The following is a 17973-nucleotide window of genomic DNA, read 5'->3' as shown; positions in this document are numbered from 1 at the left end:
AAAGATTTTGTAGATACTTTCATAAGCGTTAAGTTATTTAATACTAAGAGTTAATCACTATCACTTGAACTTGCTTATATTAAAATAAAGATAATTTCAATCATTCCGTAAACTTGATTAATAGTTGGGAATGGTTGTTTTTTTGTAATAATTTAATACTCATAGCACAAATGAAAGAGTGTTTAATATAATTTAGTTAAAGTACAAGAAGCGGGTGATTAACAATGAAAGTGGTTCATACTATAGAAAAGTCCAGAACATTAATGTCCTAGACTTTTTCCTACGCCTCTATGATATATCTATATATTTCGTCTTTTACAGGTGATTCCATAGATAATGTCATTGTGACGATATTTTGTTGTTTAGCGTTTGGCATGATTGTTTGTTCTGCTGAATCTTTATTGTAGTGGGCTTTTCCCAGGTAATAAAATTCTTTCCCGTCTGCCACGTCTTCTTTCTTTACAAAGATATACATGTCTATATTATTTTCTTGATGTGCTAGGATTTTTTGGACTTCCTTTGATTCTAATGTACGATTACTTCTTGTAAACCATTTGAGTTCGTCAGGGCTTAGGAATTCATCTTCGTACTTTGTATTATCACTGATATCATCTTGTTTATGATATGTAATGAAAATTGGTAAAGTATTATTTCCGAATTTATAGCCGTTAATTGTTCCAGACTCATCAGATTTCCAGTTTAGTAATTTAACGAAGTCTTTTCTTGTATATTTGTTATACAGTAGTAGGCCGTTTTGGCTACCGTGATGAACCATATTATTGTATTTAGCTAATTCGATAATGTCATCAACGTATGTTTTGAACTCTGTTTTTTCTAGTGCTGCTGAAAATGTATCAGTCAGTCTAACTTCATCATCGATTATGTTGATAATAGGGTTACCATACGTTTTGTTTATTGTAACGCTAAAGAAACGATGGTCTAAAATTTTTAAGGTTGTTTGAATGTCATCGTTTGTAACGTTTGAATCAATTTGTTGTGCGATTGGTAGTAGCTCATGTATTTTATGAGGTCTTCTCATAATAGCTTCTAAAATTGTATAATCAACGTTTTTTAAGCCTGGTGCGATTTCTCGAGACAAGAATGTTAAGTTGAGACTTTCATTTTTAGTTAATGTGTCTTCAATTTTCTTAAATCTGACGAGGAATTCATGATAGTTATTATAAGTACTATCACTAGAATATATCACGCTAGGTTCTATAGAATTCTGTCTAATGAAATCCATTAATAATGGCGTTCGACCAATTCTTTGTTCAACTTCATTAAAAGCCTGTTTAATGTGAGCTGCTGAACTCAAATTGACTTGTTTCAGTGAATCATATATTTGTTTCTTAGCTACTTCTTCAAAATTGATAGTAGAAACACCTGTTAATGCAGTATTATCCGCTATAAATCTTCTGTAATTATCTTTATTTTGTGATTGATCACCAGATAATGCGACTGGAATGAGGTAGTTTTTCTTATAGTTACCTATGAAATCAATAACCGTTAAATATTCTTTGCTTTCCGCTTTTCTTAAACCTCTACCAAGCTGCTGAATAAAGATAATACTTGATTCTGTTTCCCTTAACATGACAATCTGATTTACAGGTGCAATATCAATACCTTCGTTAAATAAGTTAACGGTAATAATGTAATTGATTTCTCCTGATTTTAGTTGTTCGATTGCTTCTTGTCGTTTATCCATATTATCTTCACCAGTTAATGCAAGCGAAGGTACGTTAAGAGCTGTTAATTTTTTAGCGAGTTCCCATGCTTCGTCTTTTCTACTTACGAAAATAAGTCCTCTAAGCGTATCACCAGAATAGCCATAGTATTGTGTCTTTTCTAGAATATGTTTAACTCTTTCATCAGAAGTTAAATCTGCTAAACTACTGAAATCATCTGTAGATTGCCCATTATGAACATAGTCTGTAACACCGAAATAATGGAACGGGCATAGTATTTCACTTTCCAGCGCTTTTTGTAACCTAATTTCATAAGCAATGTTGTAATCGAACATTTCAAATATATTTAAATTATCGGTTCTTTCAGGTGTTGCGGTCATCCCGAGTACAAAATCAGGTGTAAAGTAATTGAATACCTTTTGATATGATGAGGCAGCAGATCGATGTGCTTCATCATAAACGATATAATCAAAGTATTTTTCATCAAACTGCCTAAAAACATCTTCTTTAGATAATGTTTGAATCGTTGCAAATAAATATTTAGCGTTAGTATGCTTTTGCTTTCCAGTTAGTAAGCCAAAGTCCTCATCTTGTGCGAATGGCAGTACTTTTTTGAATTATTGAATGGCTCTTTTTAAAATGCCTTCATTATGAACGATAAAAAGAAATTGATTAGGATTGTAACTTCTCACATCTAATGCAGAGAGAATTGTTTTTCCTGTACCAGTAGCTGAAATAATCAGTGCTTTATCTTTATGCTCTTTTCTGAGTTCAGTTAATGAATGTAATGCTTCTTTTTGCATAATGTTAGGTTCGATTCTAACTGCTTCATCAATATTTCTTTGGATTTCATTTTGTTGCTCGGTAATGCGATAGGCTTCTTTTAAATTACGCGCGTCATATGTCTTCTCATAATCTTGAATCCATTCATCAGAAAGAGGCGTACTATTATGCCATAGTTCATCAAATTGAGCTTTAACATTATAAACGAGATCCCCATTCTTTTGAGTAGAAAGTAAGATATTATGTTCGTAGTTAACTTTTAAAGCGTTAGAAGTTAAATTAGAACTTCCGACAATCATGGATGAATAATGTTCATGGTCAAATACATATCCTTTAGCGTGAAATCCACTAACACCAGTTAATTTTACATCTACATTTTTAAGCTTTAATAATTCTTTATACATTTTAGGCGTATTGAACCCCAAATAATTCGAAGTAATAATTTTACCTCGAACACCTTTTTTTTCTAAATCATATAGATGCGATTTTAAACTTGCTAATCCACCTTCTGTGATAAAAGCGACTGAAATCGTGAATGTCTTACATTTATGTAGTTCATTAATAATAGTTGAAAGCACATTTTCTTCATTATTATTAACCAACAATTTCGGCATGAAATTACCTTTATGTGAAATTGTACGATCTATAAACCCTTTGTGTAGCGACTGATTAAAGTCTTCTAATAAATTGTTCATATTTATACCTCATCTACAATGATTTTGACAGCAGGTATATCGGCTGGTGCCCATTCTAAAGTTTCAAGATCTTTAACATCAAGCCATTGAATATTTTTATGTTCAGTAAGTGTAGGCATTTTCTCTTTCAATTTACATTTATATGTATGAAGGTTAACAATTCCAAAGTCATATTCATAAGAAGTAGAAGTAACTTTATCACCAACTTCAAGATCACATAACATCTCTTCACTGATCTCACGTTTTAAAGCTTCTATTTCAGATTCACCTTTTTCTATTTTACCACCAGGGAATTCCCACATAAGAGGTAAACTCATATTTTCATTTCTTTGTGCACAAAGTACCTTATCATCATTAAAGATAATTGCACCTACAACTTCGATTTGTTTTTTCAAAATATTACCTCCAAAAATTATGATATTTGTCTATATTTTATCAAAAATTGTTCTCAAGGTTAATAAAATGTAAAATTACGATCCATAAAAATTCAACTTTAGATAATTTCCAATGATTTATTATATGAAAACTAAGAATATGATATATTCTTAATAATTAATAACATTTGTAATGTTTACTAAAGGCGGTTATGTTTTGAAGAAGCAAAGATTAAGGTTGAGTACGCTTGTGATTATTGTGGTTTGTATTGTGGTGTTATTTTCTTTATTAATTACGTGTTTATTGATCAGTAATACGATTAAGGATACGATTCATAGTACGACAAAGGAGAAGGCGGAGGTTATTGGTAAGGCGATTGCGGGTTCTGAGGTTGTGCAGAAGTCTTTGGCTGAGGATAGCGATGATCATAAAATTCAAGATTATACGTCTAAGATTCAAAAAACAACGGACGTGAGTTTTATTGTTGTCATGGATATGAATGGCATTAGAAAGTCTCATCCGAATGAGAAGTTGATTGGTAAGCATTTTAAAGGTGGCGATGAAGGGGACGTCTTACATGGTAAACCTGGTACGTCTATTGCAAGAGGTACGCTTGGTTTAACGATGCGTGCTTTTACACCTATATATGCTGATGGTAAACAAGTGGGTGCGGTATCGGTTGGTGTGCCTATGCAGACGGTATACGAGGCTTTGGCGGATGGTAATAAGAAAATTATTATTGGATCTGTAATTGGTTTAATTGTCGGTGCTATCGGTGCGTATTTATTATCGATTTATATTAAGCGTATTTTGTTAGGACTTGAACCTTCTCACATCGCGAAAATTCTAGGTGAACGTAATACGATGTTACAGTCTGTTCATGAAGGGATTGTAGCAGTTGATAAAGAAGGTAAAATTAATCTGGTCAATAAGTCTGCAATGGATATTTTTAAGAAAGCAGGTCTTAAAGGAGATCCTATAGGTATGCCAATTAATGATTATATGGCTTCGACGCAATTGCCTAAGATTGTTGAGTTTGGAAAGCCTGAACTTGATAAAGAGCAAGATATTAATGGCGTAAAGATATTGGTTAATAGAGTACCATTAATCGTGAATAATGACATTGTAGGTGCGATATCAACGTTTAGAGATAAGACAGAAGTGCATAAATTATCAGAGCAGTTGGTAGGTGTTCGGACGTATGCAGATACGTTAAGAGCCCAATCACATGAATTTAGTAATAGATTGCATGTGATTTCTGGTATGTTGCAGATGGAACATTACGATGATTTAAAACAGTACATACGTGAAATTGTAGAACTCGGTAGTCAAGAAAGTGGAGATATCACATCGAAAGTTAAAGATGCTGCACTAGCTGGATTCTTAATTGGTAAGCTTAGTCTGGCACGCGAACAACAAATCAAGCTTTCTATTGTGAATCATGCTACGATACCAGAACCGAAAGATTCACATATTACACATGAAGTGATTACCATTATCGGTAATTTAATAGATAATAGTATAGACTCATTAGTATCATCATCACTTAAAAAGAAAACAATTGACGTACACTTGAACTATAAACAGGATCAATTAATGATTGATGTGATAGATTCAGGCGTAGGTCTAAGTCATGAACTAGATGAACATATATTTGAAAAAGGCTTTTCTTCTAAAGGAGAGAATAGAGGGTATGGTTTACACCTTGTTCAACAAAGTGTTGAAAAGCTTGATGGTCAAATATCAATCAATGCGCATGAAGCAGGAAATGTACAGTTCTCAGTTGTTATAAACTATCCGAAAAAGGACGAAGATAAATGTTAAATATACTTATAGTTGAAGATGACCCAATGGTTGCGCAAATCAATCGTCAATTTATAGAAAAAGTAGATCCTGGAGCGTTAGTTGATTTTGCACAGAATGTAACAGAAGCAATGGAAGTCATTCAGTCAAAGACAATCGATTTATTATTGTTAGATATATACATGCCAGAAGAAAATGGCTTAACTTTTTTGAAATATGTAAGAGAGCAAGGTTATCAAGTAGATGCGATATTGATAACAGCTGCTACAGATGCTGAAGATATTCAGACAGCCTTCAGATATGGTGCAGTAGATTATTTAATTAAACCATTTGAATTTGAACGATTTAAGCAGTCTTTACTTAAATACAAACAAGGACAGACTTTCTTTAAAGGCAATCAGCAAATTAAACAAGCAGATATTGACGCAGAGTTCTTGAATAAACAAGTTGTTACAGATGATTCAGAACTGAAATTGCCAAAAGGCGTTACAAAAGAAACATTACAAAGCATCATTGAGAAGATGAATGACTTTGAAGAACATGCATTTTCAACAGATGATATTTCTAAAGCAGTTAATATTTCAAGAGTATCTGTAAGAAAATATTTAAAATTCTTAACCGATATTGAAGTGCTGGAAGAGTCTTTAACATATGGTATTGGCCGACCGATATACTTCTACAAGTTAAACAAAGACAACTTAAAATATTTACAAGGATATATGTCATGATATATCTCAATAAAAAACCAAACGATTCGGTTCGTTTGGTTTTTTTAATTACAAAAAGATAATTAAAATTTCATAAGCTATAATTTTTGGTTGCGTTTTCATAAAATGAGTTTATATCAATTAAGGGGGATAAAAATGAATACGAAGACCAATTTGGAAGCGGTTACCGAGAGTGAGTTACCTATCCAAAATAATATAAAAAGCTTATGGGAAAAATTAATGAAAGCTAAAGTTGGTGTATTACCATTACCGTTATACATTGTCTTAGCTGCGATTATATTAACAGCATCTGTATACAATACATTACCAGCAGATATGATTGGTGGATTTGCTGTCATCATGATTTTAGGAATGTTGCTCGGTGATTTAGGGCAGAGAATTCCTATATTAATAGAAATAGGTGGTCCGGCTATATTAGCATTGCTTGTACCTTCTATTTTAGTATTTTTAAATGTGATTAATACATCTTCAATGGAAGCCGTTACGACTTTGATGAAGACGTCTAATTTCTTGTATTTCTATATTTCTTGTTTAGTAGTCGGCAGTATTTTAGGCATGAATAGAAAAATGTTAATTCAAGGTTTCACACGCATGTTTGTACCTTTAATAGTGGGTACAGTATTAGCTGTCGTAGCAGGAATGTTAGTTGGATTATTGTTTGGATATGATTTACAACATACTTTCTTCTATATCGTTGTACCAATTATCGGTGGCGGTATTGGTGAAGGGATACTTCCATTATCTATTGCATATTCATCTATTTTAGGTGGATCAGCAGAATCATTCGTATCACAAATGATTCCAGCAGCTGTTATTGGGAATATTTTTGCAGTTGTTAGTGCGGGACTTATGATGCGTTTAGGTGAAAAGAAAAAACATCTTTCAGGAAATGGGAAGTTAGTAAAGTCTGAAGATGGTAATGAAGTTCATGAAGAGAAAGAGAAAGTCATTGATTTCTCACTAATGGGTGCAGGTTTACTCATTGCTTGTACATTCTTTATTGTGGGTACGCTTGGTCAGAAATTCATTGGTGTCCCAGGACCGGTTATTATGATTTTATTTGCAACATTAATTAAGTGTCTTAAAGTGATGCCACACAAAATGGAAGACGGAGCACATAATTTATACAAATTTATATCAACAAGTTTAACTTGGCCGTTAATGGTCGGTCTCGGTATGCTATATATTCCATTAGAAGACGTTGTGAAGATTGTAACACCAGCATACGTTATCGTATGTGCGTCAGTTGTTTTCGTCATGATGTTATCTGGTTATTTCGTAGGAAAATTAATGAAGATGTATCCTGTTGATGCAGCAATCGTAACAGGTTGTCATAGTGGATTAGGTGGTACAGGAGATGTTGCGATATTATCAGCATCTAAACGTATGGCATTAATGCCGTTTGCACAAGTGGCTACTAGAATCGGTGGTGTATCTACCGTAATCTTAGCATCACTTTTATTAAAATTATTAAGCTAAATATAAATAAATAAGGAGTAATTAAAAATGACTGAAAGTAATGAATACGGTGAATCTATAAATTTACATCAAGAACGCGCAGGTAAAATTGAAATCACGAGCAAAGTAGATGTGACTTCAGAAGAAGACTTAAGTGTTGTCTATACACCAGGTGTTTCGGCAGTATGTAGAGCAATTGCTGAAGATGAAACAAAAGTAAATACATTGACTGCAAGAGGCAATATGATTGCAGTTATTACAGATGGGACAGCAGTACTAGGTTTAGGTGATATCGGTCCAAAAGCGGCCATTCCTGTTATGGAAGGTAAGAGCATTCTCTTTAAAAAACTTGCGAATGTTGATGCTTTTCCAATTTCATTAGACACGAAAGATACTGAAGAAATCATCTCAATCATTAAAGCGTTACAACCTAATTTTTCAGGTATCAATTTAGAAGATATTTCGGCACCTCGTTGTTTTGAAATAGAGAAGCGTTTAATAGAAGAATTAGATATACCAGTATTTCATGACGATCAACATGGAACAGCAATCGTCGTACTTGCAGCACTGATCAATGCACTTAAAGTTGTAGATAAAGCAGAAAAAGATGCGAAAATCATTATAAATGGTGCAGGTTCAGCAGGTATTGCGATTGCGAAATTATTGTTAGAAGCGGGTTATCAAAACATTACGCTTGTTAGTCTAGAAGGCGTCTTAAATAAATCAGAAGAATGGTTGAATGATGCGCAAAGAGAAATTGCTGAATATACAAACCTTGATAATATCCAAGGAACTTTAGAAGATGTCATTAAAGATGCAGATGTGTTTATCGGCGTATCTGGTCCAAAAGCCTTATCAAAAGAACATGTTCAATCAATGAACAACGATCCAATTATCTTTGCATTAGCGAATCCAACACCAGAAATATATCCGGAAGAAGCATATGAAGCAGGTGCAGCAATCGTTGGAACAGGTCGTTCAGACTATCCAAATCAAATTAATAATCTGTTAGCATTCCCGGGTATATTTAGAGGTGTATTAGATGCCAAGACACAACATATCACAACTGAAATGAAAATAGCAGCAGCAAAAGCCATAGCAGCAACCATTCATAAAGACGAACTCAATGCGAATTATGTCATACCAAATTCATTAGAAAAAAGAGTCGTCGATCAAGTAGCAGCATCAGTCCAACAATGCGTAGAAAATAAAACAGAAGTGTTGGTGTAAGGTATAAACGCCACGTATAGTCCGTCTATATGTGGTGTTCTTTTTGTGTTATTATATCTTTGATAGCATGATAAAGGAGTGATATCCGTGAGTGAATCGATGAACAATGAATCTGCTAAAGTATATGAAAATGACAATGGACAATTTATCAGTATCACTAAAGAGATGCTTGAAAAAGCAGGTATGAAAATTGGTGATGAACTTATCGTGAAAGTAAAACCTAATCAAATTATAGTAGAAAAACCTAATTCATATAAGGAACGTCTGAGACAATTTGTAGCAGATGGTGGAAGATATGAAGAAGAAGAGTTTGATTGGGGCGAAGATGTCGGAGAAGAAAAATGGTAAGCTAGTAATATGAGTTTATAACAATAAAGTAAACTTAAAATATATTCACCACAAAGGATATAAATTACAATACGTTTATAAACTTTTTATGAAAATGACAGTTCGGAGGAAGGAATTTGAAACAGATATTTTCGGGAATGATATTAGTATTACTACTTTTAATCGTTGGTGTATTTGGTTTCATCGCATATCAATTTATTGCTGGTGATAATCGTATTGAATTTTCTAGTAATCAACAAACAGCTGATAAAGAACCGAGTAGTGAGGAAAGTTATGACAAAGAATCCAGTGATGATTCTGAGGAACCAGAAGGCGATCCACCAAGCATCGATGTCCAAACGACTCAATTTAGCCAAGGCTTTATGAATGCTGATGTAAGAAGCGGATTTTATGGAGTAGGTATTGGATTGTCACGAGATGCCATTGAAAAGAAATTCGGAAAGTCAGATGGACGTATAGAAGCTGGACAATCTCAAGCTGAAAAATATGGCAACGTAGCCGTAAGATATAATAGTAAAGATAAAGCAGAACATATATACGTAGCACCAACAAATGTAACAGTAGAAGCATTTAAATCCGTTCACGGAACACCAACTATAGTAAATAACGATGGGTTAGTATATGATGATAACCCAAACAATTCCTTCTCAATATTAATAACGACAAAGAATGGTAAAATAACAGCCATTGAAAATGCCGATCAAATACAAAGATAATATAATGCCAGCTATGATGATGTAGCTGGTGTTTTTTATAAATTTAATTGAAAGCATTTAAACAATCGTCATACTAAGGAGGACATTTTATGGATCTAGAGGAGTATGCATGGAATGAACATGAAAGAGATCTTAAGAAAGCTCATAAAGTTGAAATACCTTCCAAATATAAAGTGAAAATTAAAGATGATATTGAGAAACGAATAACTTTAGAAACATTGTTAGAAGATCTGACACAGAAAGAACTTGTCGAGTGGGCGATTACAAATGCTAAGAGATTTATTGATGATATAGATATAGGTAATGAAGAAGACAAACAGACAATTATTTCAGAAACAGAACACAAATTACAACTTAGAAAAGAAGGGCAAATTAGTGCTTATGAACTTAGACAAGCTGGATTTTTGGCGAATAAATTATCACAAAGGTCACTAACAGAACAAAGTAAATATGCAGCACGTGTATACGCACAAGCAATCGCAACAGGACATATGAGAGGACATGCAATTGTATCATCAGATTATGCTGTTAAAGTGATGAATATAATATCTAACAATGATTTAAAGTTAGTGACAGAAGAAAGAAATAAACAAATCCGTATAGCAAAAGATATTATGGCAAGATGAGTATTGATTGAGTTGAGGGTTTAGTAAAGCCAAGAGATCGTCGAAGTCATGGCTTAAGTGATGAGTAAAGCCAAGAGATCGTCGAAGTCATGGCTTAAGTGATGAATAAAGCCAAGAGATCGCAAAAGTCATGGCTTAAGTCCTAAGTAAAGCCAAGAGATCGCCCAAGTCGTGGCTTAAGTGCTGATTAAAGCCAAGAGATCGCCCAAGTCATGGCTTAAGTCCTAAGTAAAGCCAAGAGATCGCCGAAGTCATGGCTTAAGTGATGAGTAAAGCCAAGAGATCGTCGAAGTCGTGGCTTAAGTCCTGAATAAAGCCAAGAGATCGTCCAAGTCATGGCTTAAGTGATGAATAAAGACAAGAGATCGTCCAAGTCATGGCTTAAGTCCTGAATAAAGCCAATAGATCGCCCAAGTCATGGCTTAAGTCCAGAGTAAAGCCAATAGATCGCCCAAGTCGTGGCTTAAGTCCAGAGTAAAGCCAAGAGACAACGAATCGTCATATCAAGATAGATAACAAAAAGGACTAGAAAATTTTCTAGTCCTTTTTGTGTTAGTAATATATCATTTTCTACTCTTGATTAATAAATACATAAAGAATGGTGAACCGATGAGTGCGGTAAAGATTCCTGCTGGGATTTCTTTTGGTAAGAAGAGTGTTCTACCGATTAAATCACTTAATAATAGTATGATGGCGCCGATTATAGCACTATAAAATATTCGATTTCTAAATTGATGTGCACCGAGTTTAAGTGCGATGTGTGGTGCGATTAACCCTACAAATTGTATGCCACCTACATAACTCATAGATATACCAATTAAGATACTCATTGATATTAATGCAATGACAGATATGTGTTGATACGGATTACCTAATGCTAATGATAAATTTCTACCTAAGTAATGAATATCAAATGAACGTGCATAATATGTCAGTACAAACATAACGATAAGTAAGATGCTTCCTACAATCATGACTTGTTGATATTCTGCTTGATGAACAGATCCTGTAATCCAAATTTGAGCTTGAGCACTTCGTTTACTTGAAGTTAATATTAGGAACATCACAATTGCTTGGCAAAGTATATTAAAGCTTATACCAATGAGTATGAGACGATCTCGTTTGTAACTTTTTCGCATTGCTAAATAATATAATAATGCCGTAACAATTATCGCACCAAGCATTGAAAAGATAGGCTGATAAGCTATTGGTAATAATAAAGCTTCGGTACTTGTTGTTAAAACAATAAGAAATACTAATGAACCAACATTAGCACCTTGTGATATACCAATCACATCAGGTGATGCTAATGGATTTTTCGTAATAAATTGTAAGACACAACCTGCAATACCGAGTGCTGCACCCGTTACAATTGCTAATAAGACTCTCGGCAGTCTTAAAGTATTAATGACTAAGTTTGTATAAGGATCTCCAAGTTTAAATAAGCCACTTAATACATTTTGAGGTGCGATAAAGCTGTCACCTAGCATGAGTGTGAGTAAAGTCGTTAACATGAGCATGATAATAAGTATGATAAATTTCTTCATTCTGTTAACTCCTTACGATTAAGAATTAAATAAATGAATATTGGTGCACCAATAAGAGCTGTTGTAATACCGACTGGCAATTCTCTCGGCATTAATAAATATCTGCTTAAAATGTCGCTTAATAATAGAAGACAACCACCTAGAACACCTGATAAAGGTATGACGATAAAATGGTTATGAGATTTACATAACAATTTCGCAACATGAGGTGTAATCAGTCCTATAAAGGCGATGGGACCAGCTAATGCCACGGCAGATCCACTTAATAGAACAACAGCAATCATCGTGAATACTTTAATGGATAATATTTTAGCTCCAAGTCCTTTTAATGCGTCATCACTTAGCATATAAAGATTAAGCGGCTTGGCCATGTAAATAGATATGATTAAACCAACGATAATAAATGGCCATATGTACATTAAAATATTAATATGTTTATTCGCTACCGAACCATTTAACCAATATATTAATTCTTCTATAGCTGATTCGTTATAGATCAGTAGACCTTGAGTGATAGCCATACAAAAAGCACTAATACTTGCTCCAAATAAAGTTAATTCCATCGCATTAAATGGCTTAAATGGTAATGTTGTGGCTAATATAATTAAAGTTGCAATGATGATGGTACCGATAAAAGCCATAATGGTTTGTTGAAATGCACCGTTCATCCCAAACGCAACAGTCGTAATTACAACCATTAAACTAGCACCACTATTAACTCCCATAATGCCAGGACTTGCGAAAGGGTTTCGTGTAATGGTTTGGATCATTACACCACTAATACCCATTAAAACACCGACAACCCCGCCCAATATTGCGCGAGGTAGTCTTAGTTGTGTCAGTACACGTTGCTCTTTAATTGTTTCTCCATGGATATAATGTTGCCATATATCTGAAAAGGTAAAATGTTTATAGCCAAGCATCATACTTAATATGAATAGTACGATAAACATACCTGAAAATAGGAGAAATAACCAAAGATATTTATTTTTCATTTAATTTTTCCTTTAAATCATCAATCATCATATTGGCAGATAATACACCACCTGAAGTGTTCCAAACAGCATCATCTACTTTATAAACATGACCTTTTTTAGAAGCATTTAATTCTTTAAAGGCAGGATCATTTACCCATTCTTTTTCTAATGCTGAAACTTTCTTATCATCTTCTTGGAAAGTAAAGTAGAAGATGTAATCTCCGTCCATTGCTTCAATACGTTCTTTTGTAAGACCTCTTTCCGCAAAGTCGTTCTTATCTTGACCTTTAGGACGTTTAATACCAAGTTCGTCTAAGATAACACCTGAGAATGTATCTTTATGATAAATTCTTACATCACCTGGCATAAAGCGAACCATTGATACTTCTGAGTTTGCTTTATCTCCAATTTCTTCTTTTGCTTTTTTAACATGATTATCGTAATTCTTTAAGACTTCATTCCCTTTATCTTCTTTATTTACAGCTTTCGCGTATAATTTAAAGTTGTTTTTCCAGTCACCACGTAGTTCTTTAGAGAATAGAGTAGGTGCGATTTCAGAAAGTTTCTTGTATTGTGCTTCTTGTCTGAATTTATTACCGATAATTAAATCTGGTTTAAGTTTCGCAATTTTTTCTAAGTTGATTTCACTTTCTCCACCAACAGGTTCAATGTCTTTATATTTCTTCTCTAAATGCTTATACCACGGATCACCAGCATATGAATTAGCAGCACCAACAGGTTTAACGCCCATTGAAACGAGTGCTTCTGTACCTTCATTAGTTAATACAACAACGCGTTTAGGATTATTAGGTACTTTAGTCGTTCCCATCGCATGTTTCACTTCATGCGTATCTTTGTCTGAAGATGCCTCTTGTTTATTACCACAAGCTGCGAGCATTACAACAAGTACTACTATAACTGATAAAAGCTTTCTCATTTCTTTAACCTCTTTCTCAAGTTGAATTATGATAATGATTTTCATTTTCAATTATAAAATATTACCTTTTTTTGTCAATATATTTTTGGAATATACTTTCAGTTTAAATAAAATATATTTAAATATACTCAATAACTGGCAGTTCATGAGATAAAAATTGTAAATGGCTAATGTCATATCCGTAACTTCCGGCATATTTAAAGACGACCCAGTCACCCGTTTGTATGCTTTCAATATCATAGGGGAGACCAAATACATCATTAGGTGTACATAATTTTCCGGCTAATACGACCGTATCATTATTAATGGACTTTATTCTGTTAGATGTTGAATGCGAATGAATGACTTCAAAAGGTTGATGATGTTGCCACGCTTTTGGAAATCTAAAATGATTTGTGCCACCGTTTAATAAGACGAATGTTTGATCATGCATAGATTTAATATCGTAAACATGAGCGGCATAATAACCTATTGGACCTGTAATAAAACGACCAAGTTCAAAAGTTAAGCGTGGTAGGTGATGGATACGTGTTGCAAAATAATCAAAATCAAAACATGTTTGATCATCGTAGTCGATCCCTATACCGCCACCAACATTAATCGCATAGTCTTCCGGTAAATGTGATTGATATTGTTGCGTAAATTTAAGGGCACTTTCTATGAATGTGACATGCGCATCCTCATCTAAATTATTGCTCATAGCATGAAAGTGGAAACCTGTTAAAGTAATTTCTTCTGTGTCGTGACAGATTTGAATGGCTTCATCTAGATCGTTGTAGGGCATACCAAATTGTGTCGCGACACCAGCCATTTTTAATTTAGCTGTTGATTGAATGTTACTTAAATTAATGCGAATCATCACTTCGATTGTTTGTTGTTTGTCTTGAAGCAATGCTTGCAATGCATCTAACTCAAAGAGGCTCTCTACTTGAATAGATTTCACTTGTTCATCTAAAGCATATTCTAAATGTTGTTTCGTCTTTACAGGTCCGCCGTAAATGATTGGAATTTCTTTTGAAATAGATCGAACCTTTTCAATTTCTCCAGTAGAAGCAACTTCAAATCCAGAAACAAAAGGTGCGAGTGTTTCTAAAATTTTTATATTAGAGTTGGCTTTCACTGCATAGAAAATATCGTGTTTCGTGACAGATCTAATCCAATTGATGCGCTGTTTTAGTTCGGTTAAATCATATATATAATAATCGTGATTACTGTCTGTTAACACTTCTTTAATTCTTTCCATATTGATTCTCCTTATTTATCATAAACATGACACAGATGACCATGATGAGCAGTCCAACAACCATTGTTATATATACAATTTGTAAATTGAACTGTTCAAAGATAAAGCTTAGTAATATACCACCAAGTGGAATGAAACCTTTGTCCATCATTGAAATGGATAATACAGACCCTCTATATTTAGCTTCAACAAGCTGTTGAACAAGTATTCGATTGGTCGTTCTAAACGCTTGTGATGCCAATCCCATTATTAATAAGACAGCTGCATATAAATATGTATCATGAATAAACATTAATAATATGATGGTTAACGTAAATATCATTGCCCATCGTTTCAAACTTTTCATCGTGTTCATATTTTTAGTGCGCATAAACATGACTAAAATCATAATAGAACCAGCAGCAATCATGGCAGTAAAGAGTGAATAAATCATCGTACGGCTGCCAAATTGTTCATCTACAATGCTTGGCAGAATTATCGTATACGAAAATCCAAAAAGCATTGATAAGACACTAGACAACATGAGCATGACAATAACAGGTTGTTGTCTTAAGTACGACCATATTTTATGACGTGTCTTCTTCTCGTGATGGACCTCTGGCAAAGTTTGGTTAAATAATATAACCATCAAACTCCCAATAATAGGTAGGGATAATACAATATTAGAATTCAGTTGAGCTAATAATATCCCACCTATAAATGGACCAGTTAATCTAGCTATATTTAAGATTAAAGCATTTAAACTGATTGCTTTATGTAGCTTGTCTGGTGTTACAAAACTTTGTATAAGTGCATTTCTTTGAATTGTATCGATTGCTTGGAAAAATGAACGCACCATAATAATTGAAAGGATGAGGTAGATATTCCATTTTTGCCAAAAAGCATAGACGACACATACTGTGAATAACATATTCGCACAATGGATGATGTACATGAGTTTAGTAGAGCTAACTGTATCGATGATTTTACCGATTATAAAAGCAAATGCTAACTGTGGCATTAAACGCGCAAAATTAATATATGCAATGTAAACAGCACTGCCGGTCATTTGTAACGTTATCCAATTTAATGCGATGATATCTACCCAATCGATTGTTCGAGCTATAAACTGAGAACTGACAAAACGATGATAAGGATTAAACTTTAACTTCATCATTAATGAGAAGTGGGTTGGCTTTTTGGATATAAATATCTTGATCTTTATTAGATACGCGCATCGTTAATAACGCTTTCTCGTTTATAGTCTCTTTGTAAAAGGCTTTAATATCTGCTTCTGTATGTTGAATGTCTTGTGATAATAAATTTTCGAATACGGCTTTAAATGTACGGTTAATACGTAGCCATAGCATGTTTGGATCATATGCATAATCTTCGCTAAAATGATGCACAAGTGTATTGAGGTGATTACTCATTAATGTGTTTTGTACTTTCTCATACATACCTTCAGTCGTTGCATTTGTTAAAGCGTTGCTAAGTTCTAACCATTCAGGAACGCGAGAAGCATCAATTCGTAATCCGCCAAAGTCACGTACGTGCAGTCGTGTAGGCATACCGTTCATAAATTCAAATGACATATTTTGTAGATGTGCTTCTAAGCCGACACCGTATTTCGTCATAAGTGTTAACACGGTTTCAACGAGTAATGAAACATATTGGTCAAACCAAGCAATCGGCGTTGCTGTTGCTCGAGCTGTTTCAATCATATCGACGTAAATTTTTTGGTGATGTTCATTTAACTCAAACAAACATGTCGCTGTATAAAGTGATGCATGAGCAGGTATATATTGTGTATTATTTTCTCGCAATATGAATGACAGGTTACGCTGTTTATCTACTTCGTCATGAATGTAAGTCATTCCGCCATATTCTAAAACAGGTAAGCTGATTTCATTAAGACGGTCGTCAGTCTTATAAATATATTTGAAATATTCACCAATATTTTTAGAGTTAATAATACTGTTGTTACTAATAGAACGTATTGTTGACGTCATTTGTGAATTGACGGGCAATTTGATAATCGGTGTTATCGTATCTAAAGGACAAACGGTTCTAAATGATGAAGTACTTTTTACGAGTCCACCAGTATGTTGAAGCGGTATAATATTTTGAGATTGAATCTCTTCTGCATAAACTTGTGGTATAACATGTTCGAATTGAAACGGATGAACGGGTATCAAATCATAATCTTCAGGAATTTCTCCTAAATAACCACTAAAGTTAGCAAATGTTTTTATCTCAGAAGCTTCTAAATTATTATAGAGAAAGCCTTTTTTCACGAATAACCAGTTTAATTTGAATGCATGATTATATTCAGGTGAATATTGCATAACTTCTTTGAAAGACAATCCTAACTTTGTCTTAGCGCATGGATGAATGTTATGTCCTGTAATCACATATTGCTCACTATGTAATAATGGGTGGTCACTTTTAGATGTATAAGAACAATGAATAAAGCTAATGGCTTGGTTGATGAGATGATTTTCAATTTCAACACGCAATTTGTGGTAATCGTGATGTTCATCGCTAAAATGATTAAGCCAATCTATTAATTCAAGTGGATCTTGAACAAAGCGAGTTGTTGTATCATCTGTAATTTGTACGCGATGGTTCGCTTTATCATAAGTGATAAATATAGAATCGGTAATATATAAAGTAGTGATTGTTTTAATGGATTCTACATGATGTATAGGAGGTGTTACTTCTTCATATAAGCATGTTAATAATTTCTTAAATGTTGTTTGAATACTGTCTTGAATACATTGCTCGATATAGTGATGTTCATATTTATCTGTATGTTGATATACCTCTTTAGTCCAACTCAT

The 17973-nt window shown here is 33.8% G+C and carries 14 protein-coding genes and 1 pseudogene; 7 read left to right on the top strand and 8 right to left on the bottom strand.

Going from position 1 to position 17973, the window contains the following annotated elements:
• Window positions 1-280: 280 nt before the first annotated feature.
• Window positions 281-3163: pseudogene (locus LQ617_RS05515) on the bottom strand (DEAD/DEAH box helicase).
• A gap of 2 nt (window positions 3164-3165) precedes the next feature.
• Complete coding sequence (locus tag LQ617_RS05510; RefSeq protein ID WP_037589136.1) at window positions 3166-3558, bottom strand: (deoxy)nucleoside triphosphate pyrophosphohydrolase; 393 nt, start codon at window positions 3556-3558, stop codon at window positions 3166-3168.
• Between the two features lie 196 nt (window positions 3559-3754).
• Here LQ617_RS05510 and dcuS point away from each other — a divergent pair, with 196 nt between their 5' ends.
• The 7 genes from dcuS to LQ617_RS05475 all read left to right on the top strand — a co-directional run bounded on the left by dcuS (window position 3755) and on the right by LQ617_RS05475 (window position 10447).
• On the top strand, window positions 3755-5362 hold the full coding sequence (dcuS, locus tag LQ617_RS05505) for a DcuS/MalK family sensor histidine kinase (RefSeq protein WP_239739851.1): 1608 nt from the start codon (window positions 3755-3757) through the stop codon (window positions 5360-5362).
• Window positions 5356-6069: a response regulator gene (locus LQ617_RS05500; protein WP_239739849.1), complete on the top strand. Its 714-nt coding sequence runs from the start codon at window positions 5356-5358 to the stop codon at window positions 6067-6069. Before dcuS ends, LQ617_RS05500 begins: the two co-directional genes overlap by 7 nt.
• Window positions 6070-6204: 135 nt before the next feature.
• A complete protein-coding gene (locus tag LQ617_RS05495) occupies window positions 6205-7548 on the top strand; it encodes a 2-hydroxycarboxylate transporter family protein (RefSeq protein ID WP_239739847.1) in 1344 nt (447 codons plus the stop codon).
• A gap of 27 nt (window positions 7549-7575) precedes the next feature.
• Window positions 7576-8757 carry an NAD(P)-dependent malic enzyme gene (locus LQ617_RS05490; protein ID WP_037589142.1) on the top strand — a complete coding sequence of 394 codons (1182 nt, stop codon included), beginning with the start codon at window positions 7576-7578 and terminating at the stop codon, window positions 8755-8757.
• A gap of 87 nt (window positions 8758-8844) precedes the next feature.
• On the top strand, window positions 8845-9105 hold the full coding sequence (locus tag LQ617_RS05485; protein ID WP_126477395.1) for an AbrB/MazE/SpoVT family DNA-binding domain-containing protein: 261 nt from the start codon (window positions 8845-8847) through the stop codon (window positions 9103-9105).
• Window positions 9106-9221: 116 nt separating this feature from the next.
• Window positions 9222-9821, top strand: coding sequence for a hypothetical protein (locus tag LQ617_RS05480; RefSeq protein WP_239739846.1), 600 nt, complete (start codon window positions 9222-9224; stop codon window positions 9819-9821).
• Window positions 9822-9910: 89 nt separating this feature from the next.
• Window positions 9911-10447: a putative immunity protein gene (locus LQ617_RS05475; protein ID WP_239739845.1), complete on the top strand. Its 537-nt coding sequence runs from the start codon at window positions 9911-9913 to the stop codon at window positions 10445-10447.
• A gap of 563 nt (window positions 10448-11010) precedes the next feature.
• Here LQ617_RS05475 and LQ617_RS05470 read toward each other — a convergent pair.
• From LQ617_RS05470 to LQ617_RS05445, 6 genes are all read right to left on the bottom strand, one after another.
• A complete protein-coding gene (locus LQ617_RS05470) occupies window positions 11011-11994 on the bottom strand; it encodes a FecCD family ABC transporter permease (RefSeq protein WP_196308209.1) in 984 nt (327 codons plus the stop codon).
• Complete coding sequence (locus tag LQ617_RS05465; protein ID WP_204188257.1) at window positions 11991-12989, bottom strand: FecCD family ABC transporter permease; 999 nt, start codon at window positions 12987-12989, stop codon at window positions 11991-11993. Before LQ617_RS05465 ends, LQ617_RS05470 begins: the two co-directional genes overlap by 4 nt.
• A complete protein-coding gene (locus LQ617_RS05460; protein ID WP_239739843.1) occupies window positions 12979-13908 on the bottom strand; it encodes an ABC transporter substrate-binding protein in 930 nt (309 codons plus the stop codon). The genes LQ617_RS05465 and LQ617_RS05460 overlap by 11 nt, the downstream gene beginning before the upstream one ends.
• 118 nt (window positions 13909-14026) lie before the next feature.
• Window positions 14027-15151: an alanine racemase gene (locus LQ617_RS05455; protein WP_239705585.1), complete on the bottom strand. Its 1125-nt coding sequence runs from the start codon at window positions 15149-15151 to the stop codon at window positions 14027-14029.
• Complete coding sequence (locus LQ617_RS05450) at window positions 15138-16307, bottom strand: MFS transporter (RefSeq protein WP_239739841.1); 1170 nt, start codon at window positions 16305-16307, stop codon at window positions 15138-15140. The genes LQ617_RS05455 and LQ617_RS05450 overlap by 14 nt, the downstream gene beginning before the upstream one ends.
• On the bottom strand, window positions 16288-17973 hold the full coding sequence (locus LQ617_RS05445) for an IucA/IucC family protein (protein ID WP_239739839.1): 1686 nt from the start codon (window positions 17971-17973) through the stop codon (window positions 16288-16290). The genes LQ617_RS05450 and LQ617_RS05445 overlap by 20 nt, the downstream gene beginning before the upstream one ends.

The organism is Mammaliicoccus sp. P-M59 (assembly GCF_022386135.1).
Taxonomy (GTDB): Bacteria; Bacillota; Bacilli; order Staphylococcales; family Staphylococcaceae; genus Mammaliicoccus; species Mammaliicoccus sciuri_A.
Note: the sequence above shows the minus strand (reverse complement) of the source record. Positions and strands in the feature narration are given on the sequence as shown.

What these genes read in the sequence shown, in the direction of transcription:
- LQ617_RS05500 (WP_239739849.1), top strand. Translation starts at nt 5,356, where the DNA reads ATGTTAAATATACTTATAGTTGAAGATGACCCAATGGTTGCGCAAATC.
- LQ617_RS05495 (WP_239739847.1), top strand. Translation starts at nt 6,205, where the DNA reads ATGAATACGAAGACCAATTTGGAAGCGGTTACCGAGAGTGAGTTACCT.
- LQ617_RS05490 (WP_037589142.1), top strand. Translation starts at nt 7,576, where the DNA reads ATGACTGAAAGTAATGAATACGGTGAATCTATAAATTTACATCAAGAA.
- LQ617_RS05475 (WP_239739845.1), top strand. Translation starts at nt 9,911, where the DNA reads ATGGATCTAGAGGAGTATGCATGGAATGAACATGAAAGAGATCTTAAG.
- LQ617_RS05470 (WP_196308209.1), bottom strand. Translation starts at nt 11,994, where the DNA reads ATGAAGAAATTTATCATACTTATTATCATGCTCATGTTAACGACTTTA.
- LQ617_RS05465 (WP_204188257.1), bottom strand. Translation starts at nt 12,989, where the DNA reads ATGAAAAATAAATATCTTTGGTTATTTCTCCTATTTTCAGGTATGTTT.
- LQ617_RS05460 (WP_239739843.1), bottom strand. Translation starts at nt 13,908, where the DNA reads ATGAGAAAGCTTTTATCAGTTATAGTAGTACTTGTTGTAATGCTCGCA.
- LQ617_RS05455 (WP_239705585.1), bottom strand. Translation starts at nt 15,151, where the DNA reads ATGGAAAGAATTAAAGAAGTGTTAACAGACAGTAATCACGATTATTAT.
- LQ617_RS05450 (WP_239739841.1), bottom strand. Translation starts at nt 16,307, where the DNA reads ATGATGAAGTTAAAGTTTAATCCTTATCATCGTTTTGTCAGTTCTCAG.
- LQ617_RS05445 (WP_239739839.1), bottom strand. Translation starts at nt 17,973, where the DNA reads ATGAGTTGGACTAAAGAGGTATATCAACATACAGATAAATATGAACAT.